Source organism: Kribbella sp. HUAS MG21 (assembly GCF_040254265.1).
Lineage (GTDB): Bacteria > Actinomycetota > Actinomycetes > Propionibacteriales > Kribbellaceae > Kribbella.
In genome coordinates this window covers 4,120,709-4,135,203 of record NZ_CP158165.1, presented here as the reverse complement: position 1 = coordinate 4,135,203, position 14,495 = coordinate 4,120,709, and the positions used below count along the sequence as shown (strand labels likewise).

Annotated in this window: 16 protein-coding genes; 12 read left to right on the top strand and 4 right to left on the bottom strand. The window is 69.5% G+C overall.

Annotation, left to right across the window (positions count from 1 at the left end; all coding sequences use genetic code 11):
* Nucleotides 1-15 precede the first annotated feature (15 nt).
* On the top strand, nucleotides 16-1,482 hold the full coding sequence (locus ABN611_RS20425) for an MFS transporter (RefSeq protein WP_350281496.1): 1,467 nt from the start codon (nucleotides 16-18) through the stop codon (nucleotides 1,480-1,482).
* Here the strand turns inward: ABN611_RS20425 and ychF are convergent.
* Both ychF and ABN611_RS20415 read right to left on the bottom strand, forming a co-directional pair.
* Nucleotides 1,472-2,548 (bottom strand): redox-regulated ATPase YchF, encoded by a 1,077-nt coding sequence (gene ychF, locus ABN611_RS20420; protein ID WP_350281495.1) that lies wholly within the window; start codon nucleotides 2,546-2,548, stop codon nucleotides 1,472-1,474. The two genes, ABN611_RS20425 and ychF, sit on opposite strands and share 11 nt — an antisense overlap.
* A 44-nt stretch (nucleotides 2,549-2,592) precedes the next feature.
* The gene (locus ABN611_RS20415; RefSeq protein WP_350281494.1) at nucleotides 2,593-3,114 is read right to left on the bottom strand and encodes a GNAT family N-acetyltransferase; all 522 of its coding nucleotides are present in this window, start codon (nucleotides 3,112-3,114) and stop codon (nucleotides 2,593-2,595) included.
* 67 nt (nucleotides 3,115-3,181) lie between these two features.
* Here ABN611_RS20415 and ABN611_RS20410 point away from each other — a divergent pair, with 67 nt between their 5' ends.
* The 3 genes from ABN611_RS20410 (at nucleotide 3,182) to ABN611_RS20400 (ending at nucleotide 5,898) form a co-directional block, all read left to right on the top strand.
* A complete protein-coding gene (locus ABN611_RS20410; RefSeq protein WP_350281493.1) occupies nucleotides 3,182-4,048 on the top strand; it encodes a DUF817 domain-containing protein in 867 nt (288 codons plus the stop codon).
* A gap of 72 nt (nucleotides 4,049-4,120) precedes the next feature.
* Nucleotides 4,121-4,882: a polysaccharide deacetylase family protein gene (locus ABN611_RS20405; protein WP_350281492.1), complete on the top strand. Its 762-nt coding sequence runs from the start codon at nucleotides 4,121-4,123 to the stop codon at nucleotides 4,880-4,882.
* Between the two features lie 14 nt (nucleotides 4,883-4,896).
* Complete coding sequence (locus ABN611_RS20400) at nucleotides 4,897-5,898, top strand: methyltransferase (protein ID WP_350281491.1); 1,002 nt, start codon at nucleotides 4,897-4,899, stop codon at nucleotides 5,896-5,898.
* Between the two features lie 21 nt (nucleotides 5,899-5,919).
* Here the strand turns inward: ABN611_RS20400 and ABN611_RS20395 are convergent, their stop codons facing one another.
* The gene (locus tag ABN611_RS20395; RefSeq protein WP_350281490.1) at nucleotides 5,920-6,681 is read right to left on the bottom strand and encodes a DUF4352 domain-containing protein; all 762 of its coding nucleotides are present in this window, start codon (nucleotides 6,679-6,681) and stop codon (nucleotides 5,920-5,922) included.
* 241 nt (nucleotides 6,682-6,922) lie between these two features.
* Here ABN611_RS20395 and ABN611_RS20390 point away from each other — a divergent pair, with 241 nt between their 5' ends.
* From ABN611_RS20390 to ABN611_RS20355, 8 genes are all read left to right on the top strand, one after another.
* Nucleotides 6,923-8,068, top strand: a complete 1,146-nt coding sequence (locus ABN611_RS20390; protein ID WP_350281489.1) for a DNA recombination protein RmuC — start codon at nucleotides 6,923-6,925, stop codon at nucleotides 8,066-8,068.
* A gap of 47 nt (nucleotides 8,069-8,115) precedes the next feature.
* Nucleotides 8,116-8,694: a DinB family protein gene (locus ABN611_RS20385; RefSeq protein ID WP_350281488.1), complete on the top strand. Its 579-nt coding sequence runs from the start codon at nucleotides 8,116-8,118 to the stop codon at nucleotides 8,692-8,694.
* A 224-nt stretch (nucleotides 8,695-8,918) separates the two neighbouring features.
* Entirely contained in the window at nucleotides 8,919-10,097 is a 1,179-nt protein-coding gene (locus ABN611_RS20380; RefSeq protein ID WP_350281487.1) for a glycoside hydrolase family 64 protein, read from the top strand.
* A 39-nt stretch (nucleotides 10,098-10,136) separates the two neighbouring features.
* Nucleotides 10,137-10,475 (top strand): metalloregulator ArsR/SmtB family transcription factor, encoded by a 339-nt coding sequence (locus tag ABN611_RS20375; RefSeq protein ID WP_350281486.1) that lies wholly within the window; start codon nucleotides 10,137-10,139, stop codon nucleotides 10,473-10,475.
* Nucleotides 10,472-10,921, top strand: a complete 450-nt coding sequence (locus ABN611_RS20370) for an SRPBCC domain-containing protein (RefSeq protein ID WP_350281485.1) — start codon at nucleotides 10,472-10,474, stop codon at nucleotides 10,919-10,921. Before ABN611_RS20375 ends, ABN611_RS20370 begins: the two co-directional genes overlap by 4 nt.
* 3 nt (nucleotides 10,922-10,924) lie before the next feature.
* Nucleotides 10,925-11,806 carry an SRPBCC family protein gene (locus tag ABN611_RS20365; protein WP_350281484.1) on the top strand — a complete coding sequence of 294 codons (882 nt, stop codon included), beginning with the start codon at nucleotides 10,925-10,927 and terminating at the stop codon, nucleotides 11,804-11,806.
* Nucleotides 11,807-11,877: 71 nt separating this feature from the next.
* Nucleotides 11,878-12,411, top strand: a complete 534-nt coding sequence (locus tag ABN611_RS20360) for a SigE family RNA polymerase sigma factor (protein ID WP_350281483.1) — start codon at nucleotides 11,878-11,880, stop codon at nucleotides 12,409-12,411.
* On the top strand, nucleotides 12,401-13,171 hold the full coding sequence (locus ABN611_RS20355; RefSeq protein ID WP_350281482.1) for a hypothetical protein: 771 nt from the start codon (nucleotides 12,401-12,403) through the stop codon (nucleotides 13,169-13,171). The genes ABN611_RS20360 and ABN611_RS20355 overlap by 11 nt, the downstream gene beginning before the upstream one ends.
* Here the strand turns inward: ABN611_RS20355 and ABN611_RS20350 are convergent.
* Complete coding sequence (locus ABN611_RS20350; RefSeq protein WP_350281662.1) at nucleotides 13,164-14,204, bottom strand: 4-hydroxy-3-methylbut-2-enyl diphosphate reductase; 1,041 nt, start codon at nucleotides 14,202-14,204, stop codon at nucleotides 13,164-13,166. The two genes, ABN611_RS20355 and ABN611_RS20350, sit on opposite strands and share 8 nt — an antisense overlap.
* Nucleotides 14,205-14,495: the final 291 nt, after the last annotated feature.

Here is a 14,495-nt window from a genome sequence, read left to right as displayed (position 1 = left end):
AGGAAGGTGGCCGGCATGACACAACACGCCCTGCTCGAGACCAGAGCCACGCGGGCCTGGCTCGGCTTGATCGTCGTCCTTGGTCCGGTGCTGCTGGTCTCGATGGACGGCTCCATCCTGTTCCTCGCGATGCCGCGGATCAGCCAGGCGCTGAACCCCACCGCCGACCAGGCGCTCTGGATCCTCGACAGCTACGGCTTCGCCGTCGGTTCGCTGCTCGTCGCGTTCGGGAACATCGGCGATCGGTACGGGCGCCTCCGACTGCTGATGCTCGGCGCGACCGTCTTCGGTCTCGCCTCGGCCGCCGCTGCCTTCGCCCCCAACGCCGAGTTGTTGATCGCCGCCCGGGCGCTGATGGGTGTTGCCGGGGCGACGCTGCTGCCCTCCGCGCTGGCGGTCCTGAGCGAGCTGTTCACCGACGCGAGGCGCCGGGCGCAGGCGATCGGCATCTTCGCGGCCGCGTTCGCCGCCGGTTTCGCGATCGGCCCGGTGCTGGGCGGCGTACTGCTGGAACGCTTCTGGTGGGGCTCGGTCTTGCTGATCAACCTGCCCGTCATCGTGCTGTTCCTCGGGTTCGCGCCGGTGCTGCTCCGCGAGGTCCGTGCCACGCGGACCGGCCGCGTCGACGCGATCAGCGTCGCCACCTCGGCGGTCGGCCTGCTGCTGACGATCTACGGCGTCAAGCACGCGGCCGCGGACGGCCTGTCGATCACCGCCGCGGTGGCCATCGTCGCAGGGATCGCCGTACTGGCGTGGTTCGGGACCCGGCAACGGCGGCTCGAGCACCCGCTGATCGACTTCGCACTCTTCCGGGACCGGGTCTTCACGATCGCGGTGATCACCGGGCTGCTCCCGCTCGCGGCGTGGTCGGCCGCGGCGTACCTGGCCGGGATCTACCTGCAGTCCGTCCTCGACATCTCGGTCCTGCGGGCCGCGCTGCTGGCACTCCCCGGAGCCGTCGTACTCACGGTGACCTGCGTCGTCACCCCGATGGTGGTGGAGCGCGTCGGCAAGCGCGCGATCCTGCTCATCAGCCACTTCACCATCGCCGCCGGCCTGCTCCTGCTCCTGCCCACGACCATCACCGGCGGACTCGGCTGGTACGTCGCCTCCACCGCGACCGCAGGCATCGGCTACGGAATCTCCTTCGCCGTCGTCGCCGACACCGCAGTGGCGGCCGTCCCACCGGAACGCGCAGGCTCCGCGGGCGCGATCGCCGAAACCGCGAACGAGCTCGGCAACGCCCTGGGCATCGCCCTGCTCGGCTCACTGGCCGCCGTACTGTTCCGCCTCCACGGCCCGGACCTCGCCCCGACCCTCGACGAAACCCTCCAACTCCCCACCCTCGGAGCCACCACGGCAACCGACGCCAAGTCGGCCTTCCTCACCGGCATGCACGTCGCGACCACCACGGCCGCCGCCCTACACGTGGCGCTCGGCCTGCTCGCCGTGCGCTGGCTGTCGGGAAAGGTCAGACGTTGAAGCGGAACTCGACCACGTCGCCGTCCTGCATGACGTAGTCCTTGCCTTCCATGCGGACCTTGCCGGCGGAGCGGGCCGCGGTCATGGAGCCGGCGTCGAGGAGGTCGTCGTACGAGACGATCTCGGCCTTGATGAAGCCGCGCTGGAAGTCGGTGTGGATGACGCCGGCGGCCTCGGGGGCGGTGGCGCCGCGCTTGATCGTCCAGGCGCGGGCTTCCTTCGGGCCGGCCGTCAGGTACGTCTGCAGACCGAGCGTCTCGAAGCCGACGCGGGCCAGGACGTCGAGGCCGGGCTCGTCGATGCCCATCTCCGAGAGCATCTCGCGGGCCTCGTCCTCGTCGCCGAGCTCGACCAGCTCGGCCTCGAACTTGGCGTCCAGGAAGATCGCCTCGGCCGGCGCGACCAGGTCCCGCATCTTCTGCTTGAGGTCCTCGTCGGCGAGCTCGTCGGCGTCGCAGTTGAAGACGTACAGGTACGGCTTCGCGGTCATCAGCATCAGCTCGCGGATCGCGTCGCGGTCCACGTCGGTCGCGATGATCGGCGTCCCGGCCTCGAGGTGCTTCTGCGCCTCGCGGACCGCGTCGAGGACGACCGCGCTCTCCTTCTTCAGCCGGGCTTCCTTCTCCAGCCGCGGGATCGCCTTCTCGACGGTCTGCAGGTCGGCGAGGATCAGCTCGGTCTGGATCGTGGAGATGTCGTCGGCCGGCGAGACCTTGCCGTCGACGTGCGTCACGTCGTCGTCGCGGAACACCCGGGTGACCTGGCAGATCGCGTCGGACTCGCGGATGTGGCTGAGGAACTTGTTGCCGAGCCCCTCGCCCTCCGACGCGCCGCGCACGATGCCGGCGATGTCGACGAACTGCACCGTGGCCGGAATCACCTTCTGCGAGCCGAACAGCTCGGCCAGCTTGCCGAGCCGCGGGTCGGGTACGCCGACCACCCCGACGTTCGGCTCGATGGTCGCGAACGGGTAGTTCGCGGCGAGCACGTCGTTCTTGGTCAGCGCGTTGAACAGGGTGGACTTGCCCGCGTTCGGGAGCCCGACGATTCCGATGGTGAGTGCCACGGGCGTCAAGGTTACGCGGCGAACACCGAACTACCCCAATCCGGTCAGATCAGGAAGGCCTCGAGTTCGGCGTCGTACCAGCGGCTCGTCCGGCCGGCCGGACGCATACCGAGCCGCCGGCAGACGGCCAGCGACGCGATGTTGTCCGGGCGCACCACCGCGTGGATCTCGCCGATCCCGGCCTTGAACCCGTGCTCGATCGCGCCCCGGGCCGCTTCGGTCGCAAGCCCACGACCCCAGGCGTCCGGGTGCAGATGCCAGCCGACCTCGACCTCGCCGCGCCCGGCGGAGCCGTCCGACGGATCGGGCAGCGGTACCAGCAGGACGGTTCCCGCGACCGTCCCCGTGGCGCGCTCCTCGACGGCCCAGACGCCGTACGGCGCCGTACGGCTGCGCTCGTTCCACCGCGCGATCGCCGCGCTCGCGGCGTCCCGGTCCGGCATCACCCGCGGTGCGGCGCCCAGCCAGCGCGACACCTCCCACCGCCGGTAGATGTCGAACACCCGATCGCCGTCCGCGTCCAGCCAGTCGCGCACCAGCACCCGGTCCGTCTCGAAGACCACCATCCCCGCCACCTCCCATCGCCGTTCCTATTCGTCCCAACCAGGCGTCCGCAAGGAACGTCTCCACTCTGTGACCACTTGGACCGGCCGTCTCGGGATCTCCTCACGCTTCGTGTTCGGATGCCTGCAGTTCCTCCGTTTCGGGTGGCTGGAGGTGGTGTCGTGCCTGTTCCCGGCGTTCCTGTTCGCCGGGCTGGCGGTCGCGAAGTACGTCGAGTTGCCGATCGCGCGGTACGACGCGCTGCTGATCTACTGCCTGGCGCTGACGTTCCTGTTCTGGGCGGTCCGGCTGGAGACCTGGCGTGAGGTCGCGGTGATCTTCGGGTTCCACCTGGTCGGGCTCGCGCTGGAGCTGTTCAAGGTCCGGGTCGGCTCCTGGCAGTACCCCGGCGACGCGGTGACCAAGATCGGCGGCGTGCCGCTGTTCGCCGGCTTCATGTACGCCGCCGTGGGCAGCTACATCTGCCAGGCGTGGCGGCGGTTCGACCTGCGGGTCAGCAACTACCGGCCGGTGCCGACGACGATCTTCGCCGTGCTCATCTACGCGAACTTCTTCACCCACCACTGGATCCCCGACCTGCGGATCCCGATCGCGCTCGGGCTGCTCGTCGTACTGCGCCGTACCTGGGTCTTCTTCACCGTCGGCGTACGGCGGTACCGGATGCCGCTCGCGGTGTCGTTCGCGCTGATCGGGTTCTTCCTGTGGATCGCGGAGAACGCCGGCACTTTCCTCGACGCCTGGAACTACCCGGACCAGGTGAGTGTCTGGCGGCTCGTGCATCCGGCGAAGTTCGGCGCGTGGTCGTTGCTGGTCAGCATGAGCTTCGTGCTGGTCGCGAGCGTGAAGTCGCTGGAGGGCCGGCTGTACCACCGTGGCGGCACCGCAACAGTCGAGATCTCACCGCAACACGGGGATGCCAACCAAGGACACCGGTGAGGCGTCTTCTGTGATGTGAGGGGCGCCTGAGGGGGCGCACTGGGGAACCGCCTTAGGTACAAGGGGAAAGTCATGTCCCGAAGGTTCGCTGCGTTCGTCGCGACCGGGGTGGCGCTGGCCGTCGTCGTCGGCGCGCTGCTGGTCCTGGCACTCGGGCACGACCGTCCGACCAGACCGGCCGCCGCGACCACGCAGACCTCGGCGACACCGACCCCCACCGAGACACCGACGCTGAACGCGCCGCCGTCGACACCACACCGACCGGCGCCGGATCCGACCGCAGCGCTTGCCACCGGCAACAAGAAGGTGCTGTTCCTGAGCTTCGACGACGGCCCCGATCCGGTCTGGACGCCGAAGGTGCTGCAGGTGCTGCGCAAGCACGGCGCGCACGCGACGTTCTTCGAGCTCGGCTCGATGCAGGCCGCTCACCCGGGACTGCGCGAGCAGGTACTTGCCGCGGGCAACACCATCGGCAGCCATTCGATCACGCACGCGCAGCTGACCGCGGTCCCGGCGGCGAAGCGGCGCCACGAGATCTTCGACGGACCGCGGTCGACCTGTTTCCGGCCGCCGTACGGCGCCTCGAACCCGAAGGTCCGCGCCGACATCAAGGCGGCCGGCATGGTCGAGGTGCTCTGGGACGTCGACCCGCGCGACTGGGCCCGCCCCGGGACGAACGCGATCGTGCAGAACATCCTCACCCATGCGCGCAACCACAACATCATCCTGCTCCACGACGGCGGCGGGAACCGCGCGCAGACCGTCGCCGCGCTCGACAAGGTCCTCCCGCTCCTGAAGGCCCGGGGCTACTCCTTCCCCGCGATGAACTGCTGAGCGCACACTGAGCTATGGACGTCTCCCGCGAGTTGCATCGCCTGGTTACCGGGTACCAGGCGACGCAGGCGGTGTCGGTCGCCGCCAGCCTCAGGCTGAGTGACCTGCTGGCGGCGGGCCCGCGGAGCGTGGCCGAGCTCGCCGAGGCCGCCGGAGCGGACGAACAGTCGCTGGCCCGCCTGATGCACACCTTGACCGTTCTCGGCCTGTACCGCCGGGCCGAGGACGGCACGTTCACCGCCACCGAACTCGGTGCGGCCCTCCGCACGGACGGCACACGCTCGATCGCCGACTGGGTTCGCTTCGTCGGCCGGCCGTTCCACTGGCAGGCGTACGGTGCGCTGGAGCACAGCGTCCGTACCGGGGAAACAGCCTTCCGGAGCGTTCACGGCGAGTCGATGTGGGAATACGCGGGCAAGCACCCCGACGATCGGCAGATCTTCGATGCCGCGATGACCTCGGTCTCCCAGACCGTCGCCGACGACGTCGTCGACGCCTACGACTTCGGACGATTCAGCACAGTGGTCGACGTCGGCGGCGGTCGCGGGCTGATGCTCAGCGCGATCCTGCGCCGTTACCCAGCCGTCGAGGGTGTGCTCTTCGACCTGCCGGACGTCGTGGCGAGCGCTCCCGAGCTGCTCGCGAACGCCGGCGTGTGGGCGCGCTGCCGTGCCGTCGGAGGCAGCTTCTTCGACGCGGTCCCGGCCGGCGCGGATGCCTACGTGCTCAAAGCGGTCATCCACGACTGGGCGGACTCCGAGGCGATCGAGATCCTCCGGGTCTGCCGAACGGCGATGCCGCCCGGCGCCCGGCTCCTCCTGCTGGAGCAGTTGCTGGACGCAACACCGGATCCGGTGCGCACCGCGCTCTCCGACCTCACCATGCTCGTCATGGCCGGCGGCCGCGAACGAACGACGGCCGAGTACCGCACGCTGCTGACGACCGCCGGCCTGAGCCTCGTCGACGTCGTGCCCACCGCGAGCACGACGTCCGTCATCGAAGCGGTCGCCCACTGAGGACCACTTCCTCGCCGTGAACTACTTCACGGTGCCCTCGAAGTGCACGGACTCGTAGTCCAGGAAGCCGGGCTGGACCTCGATGTCGAGAGTCTGCCGCCCCTTCGGTACGGCGAACGCGAACTTGGCGGTCTTCGCCTTGCCCGGCGTCGCAGAACCCTCGAAACCGGAGCCGAGATTGTGCTCGGAGTCGAAGACCTCCTCGGCCTGGTCGCCGTTGGCGCCGTACGCCAGCTTCACGGTGGTGAGGGTCAGATCCGCCGTCTCCTTCGAGCCGTTCTTGATGGTGACGGTGACGATCACACCCGGGCCTCCCGGCGTCCCACCCACGGCATACTGACCGAGTTTGTAGCGGGCCACCTTGGTCACCTGGACCTGGAGGCCGTTCTCGTAGTTGAACCACTGGGCCGCGCCGACCTTCGCGACGTTCGGTTCCTCCGGTGCCGGTGTGGTCTCCTCCACGGCCGGCGGCGTGGTCGGGTCGTACGGCGAATCACCCTCGGTCGGCACAGGTTCGGTACTGGCGGCCGGCGCGGAGGTCGCCCCATCCGTCGTCTTCTTCGTCGCATCGTTGTCGTCGATGCTGGACAAGGCCCCGCCGACGATCGCGGTGCATCCGCCGATCACGAGGAAGACACCGATCACGACACCGACCACGATGTTGCGGACGGTGTGCTTCTTCGGCGGCTTCCCCGGGCCCATCGGTTGCTGTGCCTGGTACGGCGGCCGACCCTGAGGTCCCGCCACTCGCTGGTTGTACGGGTACTGCTGCTTGTCAGACATGGCTGTGTTTCCCCCGGTCCCCCGAGCCCCCCTCGGGATCCAAGGACGACGCTAACGATGCGTGGTTGTCACGGAGTAGAGCCGAAGGTCCTGTCCCTTGCGCAAGCGCCCGAACCAGCGAACTTCGGGCTGACCGGACGTCGGATGCCGCTTTCTGTCGGTCGCTGTCTGTAGCGTCGTGAGCGCCTTGATCGATGCTCAGAGGGGTGACCTCAAATTGCAGGCTTCTACGGTGTTGCTGATGCTGCTCTTCCTCCTGGTGGGGCTGCTGCTGGGGGCTGTGTTCGGGGTGTTGTGGGTGCGCGGGCGGGACGGCGCGCAGCTCGCGCGGGTCACCGCGGAGCGTGACGCGGCCGAGGACCGGGTCGTCGAGCTGACGCAGGAGCGGACGTCCGTCGGGCAGCAGATGGGCAGCCAGGCGGTCGTCAAGGAGGCGCTGGACCGCCTGCACGCGCAGCTGAACCAACTCGAGCAGGGGCGCGCCGCGTGGCAGAGCCAGCTGCATCAACAGGTCAACGAAGTACGGATGAGCGGCGAGGCGCTGCGCCGCGAGACCGCGTCGCTGGCGACTGCGCTGCGCAAGCCGCAGGTGCGCGGCCGATGGGGCGAGCTGCACCTGCGCCGGACGGTCGAGCTCGCCGGGATGGTTGCGCACTGCGACTTCACCGAGCAGACCACCACGTTCGGGGAGGACGGCGTACTGCGTCCCGACCTGGTCGTGCGGCTTGCCGAGGGCAAGAATCTCGTCGTCGACTCGAAGGTGCCGCTGGCGGCGTTCCTCGACGCGAGTGAGTCCGACGACGCGGCGTTCCGCGAGGACCGGCTGCGGGCGCACGCGCGGCATCTGCGGACGCACGTCGACCAGTTGGCCTCCAAGGCGTACTGGACCCGGCTGTCGCCCTCACCGGAGTTCGTCATCCTCTTCGTGCCGGGCGAGTCGTTCCTGTCCGCGGCGCTGGACATCGAGCCCTCGCTGCTCGAGTACGCCGCCGAGCGCCGGGTCATCCTCGCGACGCCGACGACGCTGATCGCAACGCTCCGCGCGGCGGCGTACGCGTGGAACCAATCGGCGCTGACCGAGTCCGCCCAGCAGGTCTTCGAGCTCGGCCGGGAGCTGTACGAGCGGCTCAGCACGATGGGCGAGCACCTCGGGCGCGTCGGCCGCTCGCTCACCTCCGCCGTCGAGGCGTACAACGGCACCGTCGGCTCGTTCGAGCGCCGCGTCTTCATCACGGCCCGCAAGCTCCGCGACCTGCACGTCACCGAGTCCGAACTCACCGCGATGGAGTCGATCGAGGCCTCGGTCCGTCCCCTGACCGCCCCCGAGTTCCTGCCCCTCGACGAGTCCCCGACGACGCGCAGATGGCCCCCGCCCCAAGCGGGCTGAGCCGTTCCGGACGGCGATCGTCCGGAACCCGCGCTACCGTGCTCGCCATGACCACCGGAGTCCTGCCCTCGACGCCGGCCGCGAACCCGCCGGCGCTGCCCGAGCCGCCGATCGCCGGCAGCGAGATCGACACGCTGCTGGGCGCGCTCGAGCGCAACCGCCGCACGTTCGCCTGGAAATGCGGCAACCTGGACGCGGCGGGCCTGAACAAGCAGCACCCGCCGTCGACCGTGACCCTCGGCGGCCTGCTCAAGCACCTGGCGCTGGTCGAGGACGAGTACTTCACCGGCCGGTTGCTCGGGAAGGAACTCGGGGCGCCGTGGGACACGGTGGACTGGGACGCCTTCCCGGACTGGGAGTGGAGCAGTGCGGCCGACGACTCCCCCGAGGAATTGATGGAGCTGTGGCAGTCCGCCGTCGACCGGTCCCGGGCGGCGGTCGCCGAGGTTCTCGCGCGCGGCGGCGTGGACCAACTGGCGCAGTGGAAGGGTCGCGGCGGACAGTCGCCGAGTCTGCGTTTCATCCTCGTCGACCTGATCGAGGAGTACGCCCGCCACACCGGCCACGCCGACCTGATCCGCGAGTCCGTCGACGGCCTCACCGGCGAAGGCGTCCCCGCCTCCTGACCCGGAGCTGCACGCCATCACAATCACCCGTAGCCGGCACGGGTGAGCGTGACGGAACCCGCCGTCCGGTGAGGGTGATGGCCTGGCGATCGCTCCCCGCATCGCCCCCGCGTCGTCGCCCCCGCGTCCACCTGTCGGAAAGCCGACAGTCACGAGCTGTTGACACTCGGTGCCCTCCGCGCGGAACGATGAGAGCGCTCTCTCAGGCGACGTGAGGAGAAATGATGCGCTTCAGAACTCGAGTGCTGGGTGTCGTCGCGGCTGCGGCGGCGGTGGCCGGGGTGTTGTCGGCGGTGCCGGACCGGCCGGCCGACGCAGCTGTGCCCGCGACCATTCCGCTGACGATCACGAACAACTCCGGCCGCGGCGACCCCGTCTACATCTACAACCTGGGCACGAACCTGGCGACCGGCCAGCAGGGCTGGGCCGATGCCGCGGGCACCTTCCACGCCTGGCCGGCCGGCGGCAACCCGCCGACCCCGGCGCCGGACGCGTCGATCGCGGGCCCGGGCAACGGCCAGTCGGTGACGATCCGGATGCCGAAGTTCTCCGGCCGCGTGTACTTCTCGTACGGCCAGAAGCTGGTCTTCAAGCTCACCACCGGCGGCCTGGTGCAACCCGCCGTCCAGAACCCCAGCGACCCGAACCGGAACATCCTGTTCAACTGGTCGGAGTACACGCTGAACGACGCCGGCCTGTGGATCAACAGCACGCAGGTCGACATGTTCTCGGCGCCGTACGCCGTCAGCGTGAACGGCAACACCACCGGCCACCTCAAACCCGGCGGGTACAACGCGGTTTACAACGGACTTCGCAACACCGCCGGCGGCTGGGGCGGCCTGATCCAGACGGCGCCGAACGGCTCGGTTCTTCGCGCCCTCTCCCCGTTGTACGGCGTCGAGACCGGGGCGTTGCCGGCGAACGCGATGGACGACTACATCAACCGCGTGTGGTCGAAGTACAGCTCGGAGACGCTGACCGTCACACCGTTCGGCGACCGGCCCGACGTGAAGTACTTCGGGCGCGTCTCCGGCGGCGTCATGAACTTCACCAACAGCTCCGGCACCGTCGTCACGTCGTTCCAGAAGCCCGACTCGGCGAGCGTGTTCGGCTGCTTCAAGTTGCTCGACGCACCGAACGACCAGGTCCGCGGCCCGATCTCGCGCACGCTCTGCGCCGGGTACAACCGCTCGACGCTGCTGACCAACCCGAACCAGCCCGACGCGAGCAACGCGAACTTCTACCAGGACGCGGTCACCAACCACTACTCGAAGATCATCCACTCCCAGATGGCCGACGGCCGCGCGTACGGGTTCGCGTTCGACGACGTCGGGCACCACGAGGCGCTCGTGCACGACGGCAACCCGCAGCAGGCCGGGCTGATCCTCGATCCGTTCGACTGAGGCTTGACTCCTCGCTTCGTTAGTGGAAACTTACCGTTCGTGGGAACTTACGGATCACTCGACGCCGCCGGACCGGTGCTGGACGCGCTCGGCGACCCGACGCGCCGGGTGATCCTCGAGACGCTGCGCACCGGCGGGCCGTGCTCGGTCGGCGTACTGGCCGAGCGCGTGCCCGTCAGCCGGCCCGCGATCTCCCAGCACCTCAAGGTGCTCGGCGCGGTCGGGCTGGTGCGGCACGAGTCGCGCGGGACGCGGAACATCTACCGCGTCCACCAAGCGGGCCTCGAGGAACTGCGCAGCTGGCTCGACCAGTTCTGGGGCGATGCGTTGCAGGCGTACGCCGAGCACGTCCGGCGGACCGAGGAGGAACGGAAATGACTGTGGAACAAGACCTTTCACCGCTGGTGAAGACCGTCGTCGTACCGGTCGGGGTCGACCGCGCGTTCGAGGCGTTCACCGCGGAGACGTCGGCGTGGTGGCCGCTGTTCAGCCACTCGGTCGGCGAGGCTGCGGCGAACGAGGTGCGGCTCGAGGGCGTCGTCGGCGGCCGCATCGTGGAGTACGGCGCCGGCGGCGAGATCGCGACCTGGGGCACCATCTCGGACTGGGACCCGCCGGCGTCGCTGAGCTTCAGCTGGCACCCCGGCGGCGACCCGGCGGAGGCCGGGCAGGTGACCGTCACCTTCGCGGCGACCGCCGACGGCACCGAGGTCCAACTCGTCCACTCCGGCTGGGAACGCCGCGGCGACGGCGGCCGCGCCCGCCTCAACTACGACACCGGCTGGGACTACGTCCTGGGCAAGTACGTCGAACACGCCCGATAGTGGGTGAATGGCTCGACCTGTCTCGGCCGCGTCGACGAGTTGTCGGACGGTACGACGTACCGCGAGGTGACGGTCGGCGACATCGCGACCGTGATCACGTTCGGGGACGTGCCGCGGGCGTTCGCGAACACCTGCCGGCACCGGGGCCACGAGTTGCTGCAGCGCGACGAGACGAGTGACCGGCGGACAGTGGTGTGCCCGTATCACGGGTGGGCGTACGAGCTCGACGGCTCGGTGCGGACGGCGCCGCGGATGGGCGAGTCGTTCGACCCGGCGCCGTACGGGCTCGTCGAACTGCCGGCCGCGGTGTGGCACGGCTGGCTGTTCGTGAACGCGACCGGTACGGCGACGTCGTTCGGGGAACATCCCGGCGGCATCACCGGACTGGTCGCGCCGTACGCGCCGGAGAACCTTGTCCTGAAGGCGCGGCACACGTATGACGTCGCGGCGAACTGGAAGACGATCGTCGAGAACTACCACGGGTGCTACCACTGCCCGCTGATCCACCCCGAGCTGTGCAAGGTGTCCCCGCCGGCCTCGGGCGACAACTGGGACCTGCCCGGCGCCTGGGTCGGCGGCCTGATGGACCTGCATCCGGACGCCGAGACGATGTCGCTCGACGGCCGCTCGCTCGGCGTCCGGCTCGACGGCGTGAACCCGCGGCAGGTGAACTATCTCGGCCTGTTCCCGAACCTGCTGCTCTCGCTGCATCCCGACTACGTGATGACCCATCGCATCGAGCCGCGCGCGCCGGGACTGACCGCGATCGAGTGCTCCTGGCACTTCCGGCCCGGCCCGCTGGCCCCGGCGGAGGACGCCGTTCACCAATGGGTGACGATGCTTGCTCGCGGGTACCTCGGCAAGCCGCTCAGCAGTCCGGCGTGAGGCGCGCTCAACCTTTCCAGCCCGCTCAGGCATCACAAGTCTGACCGAGTTGTACGAGATGGGGGACTGGAATGGATCCTGGACGCGACCACGAGTTCGCGGCCTTCGTGGACGGCCGGTTCACGGCGCTGCAGCGGTTCGGCTACCTGCTGACCGGTGAATGGCACCTCGCCGAGGACCTGGTGCAGACCGCGCTCACCAAGGTGTGGTTCCACCGGAACTCGCTGCGCAGCAGCAGCGCGCTGGAGAGTTACACGCGGACCGTGATGGTGAACACCAGCACGCAGTGGTGGCGCCGGAAGTGGCGCGGCGAGACGCCGACCGAACAGTTGCCGGAGCCCGCGGCGCGGGAACAATACGGCTCGGTCGACGACCGCGACCTGTTGCTGCGGGCACTCGCCACACTCCCCCGCCGGACGCGCGCGACGCTGGTCCTGCGGTACTTCGAGGATCTCCCGGAGGCCGAGATCGCCCAGATCATGGGCTGCTCGGTCGGCACCGTGAAGTCGAACGTCTCCCGCGGACTCGCCAAGCTCCGCGAACACCACCTGGTCGCCGCCGTTTCCGCTCCGGCCCCACAGGGAGGGCTGACCCATGACCGATGACCTCAAGCACCAGTTCGAGCGGCTCGTCGCCGACCCGCCGCCGCCCGCCGAACGGCCGAGCGACGCCGTGTTCGCCAAGGTCCGCACCGCGAAGCGCCGCCGTACGGCGGGCGCACTGACGCTGGCCGCGGCCGCGGTCGCAGCGGTGGCGGTTGCCACGGGCAACCTCGCCGACGTGAACAGCAGCCCGCCGGTCACCAACACGCCGAGCGCACCGGTGACGGTCGTGACCGGCCCACCGACGGGTACGCCGTCCTCAGCAACGCCGACCAACACCCCGCGGGGGCACCAGGCGACCGACGCACCGGCGACCGCGAAGACCACGGGCCCCGCGAATCCGGCGACCACGACGACGACCACGACCAACACGCCACCGCCGGTCCAGCCGCCGGCCCGGCCGATCGCGGTCGATGTCGTGCTGAGGCCGACCGTCACCGGCCGGACGGTCTCGGTGAAGGTGACGGTCTCGGGCACCGTGATCGTGCCCGTGGTCGACGGGAAGAACCTGCCCGCCGACACCTCGTTCCTGAACCTCTCCGGCGGTACGAACTACTTCTGGGGCGACGGAGAACAGGGCGGTTCGGACGGCGGCTCGGCGGGATGTGGTGGCAAGACCCGGAAGACCGGGCGCGAGACGTACTCGATCGACACGCACACCTACGCGAAGCCGGGCACGTACACGCTGCGCTACGAGGTGTCCTACTGCAACACCAAGGGCGGGTTCACCACCACGAAGACCGCGAAGGTGACGGTCAAATAGTCCAGGCGTGGTCGGAGGTGCCGGTGGTGGGCAGGCCGGCCGCCTTCAGGTCGGTGCGGAGGTCGCGCGGGAGAGCGAACGTCAGGCTCTCCTCCGCGGTCGTGACCTCCTGTACGTCGGCGTACCCGCGCTCGGCCAGCCAGCGCAGTACGTCGCGGACCAGCACCTCCGGCACGCTCGCACCGCTGCTGACCCCGACGGAGTCGACGCCCGCCAGCCAGGCCTCGTCGATCTCGTCGGCGAAGTCGACCAGGTGGCCGGCCTTCGCGCCGTGCTCGAGCGCGACCTCGACCAGGCGCACCGAGTTCGACGAGTTGCGGGAGCCGACGACGATCATCAGGTCGGCTTCCGGGGCGAGCTTCTTGACCGCGGCCTGGCGGTTCTGGGTGGCGTAGCAGATGTCGTCGCTCGGCGGGTCCTGCAGGTGCGGGAACCGCTCGCGCAACCGCCGTACCGTCTCCATGGTCTCGTCGACGGACAGCGTGGTCTGGGACAGCCAGACGACCTTCTCGGGGTCGCGGACGGTGACGTTCGGTACGTCGTCCGGGCCGTCGACGAGGTGGACGTGGTCGGGGGCCTCGCCGGAGGTGCCGATGACCTCCTCGTGGCCCTCGTGGCCGATCAGCAGGATGTCGTAGTCGGTCGCCGCGAACCGCTTCGCCTCGTGGTGCACCTTGGTGACCAGCGGGCAGGTGGCGTCGATCGTCTTCAGCTGCCGCGCGGCCGCCTCCTCGTGCACCACCGGGGCGACGCCGTGCGCGGAGAAGATCACCGTCTCGCCTTCGGGCACCTCGTCGGTCTCGTCGACGAAGATCGCGCCGCGCTTCTGCAGCGTCTGCACGACGTACTTGTTGTGCACGATCTCCTTGCGGACGTACACCGGCGGGCCGTACAGGTCGAGCGCCTTCTCGACCGCCACCACGGCCCGGTCGACGCCGGCGCAGTACCCGCGCGGCGCCGCGAGCAGCACGCGCTTGGTCTTCGTCGCGGTCGTCGTTCCGATGTCGTCAGGCTGGGCAGTCACGGTCCCCATGGTACGGGCCGCCGCCCGCACGACCGCAGCCGCGCCTGTGAGCAGCGTCACGGCAGCACCACGGCGGAGTCACGGCGGAGTCACGGCGGGAAGACATCGGGGAGCCGTCCGCCCTGTCCGGACGGCTCCTCCGCGGGAGGTGTTACCAGCCCGTCAAGAATCCCCCGAAAACCCTTTCCCCGCAAAGGATTTTTGGCGGACCCCGGGGGCTGCGCAAGGGTAGAGGGGGCCGTCGACATCCAACAGCAAGAAGGGGCGCATTACTCAACGTTAGGGATTGTCGGTGGGGGG

Excerpts from the sequence above, each read along its gene's own strand:
- ABN611_RS20350 (WP_350281662.1), bottom strand. The coding sequence starts at position 14,204 with ATGGGGACCGTGACTGCCCAGCCTGACGACATCGGAACGACGACCGCG.
- ABN611_RS20415 (WP_350281494.1), bottom strand. The coding sequence starts at position 3,114 with ATGGTGGTCTTCGAGACGGACCGGGTGCTGGTGCGCGACTGGCTGGAC.
- ABN611_RS20390 (WP_350281489.1), top strand. The coding sequence starts at position 6,923 with ATGCTGCTCTTCCTCCTGGTGGGGCTGCTGCTGGGGGCTGTGTTCGGG.
- ABN611_RS20380 (WP_350281487.1), top strand. The coding sequence starts at position 8,919 with ATGCGCTTCAGAACTCGAGTGCTGGGTGTCGTCGCGGCTGCGGCGGCG.
- ABN611_RS20355 (WP_350281482.1), top strand. The coding sequence starts at position 12,401 with ATGACCGATGACCTCAAGCACCAGTTCGAGCGGCTCGTCGCCGACCCG.
- ABN611_RS20370 (WP_350281485.1), top strand. The coding sequence starts at position 10,472 with ATGACTGTGGAACAAGACCTTTCACCGCTGGTGAAGACCGTCGTCGTA.
- ABN611_RS20360 (WP_350281483.1), top strand. The coding sequence starts at position 11,878 with ATGGATCCTGGACGCGACCACGAGTTCGCGGCCTTCGTGGACGGCCGG.
- ABN611_RS20405 (WP_350281492.1), top strand. The coding sequence starts at position 4,121 with ATGTCCCGAAGGTTCGCTGCGTTCGTCGCGACCGGGGTGGCGCTGGCC.
- ABN611_RS20385 (WP_350281488.1), top strand. The coding sequence starts at position 8,116 with ATGACCACCGGAGTCCTGCCCTCGACGCCGGCCGCGAACCCGCCGGCG.
- ABN611_RS20400 (WP_350281491.1), top strand. The coding sequence starts at position 4,897 with ATGGACGTCTCCCGCGAGTTGCATCGCCTGGTTACCGGGTACCAGGCG.
- ABN611_RS20425 (WP_350281496.1), top strand. The coding sequence starts at position 16 with ATGACACAACACGCCCTGCTCGAGACCAGAGCCACGCGGGCCTGGCTC.
- ABN611_RS20395 (WP_350281490.1), bottom strand. The coding sequence starts at position 6,681 with ATGTCTGACAAGCAGCAGTACCCGTACAACCAGCGAGTGGCGGGACCT.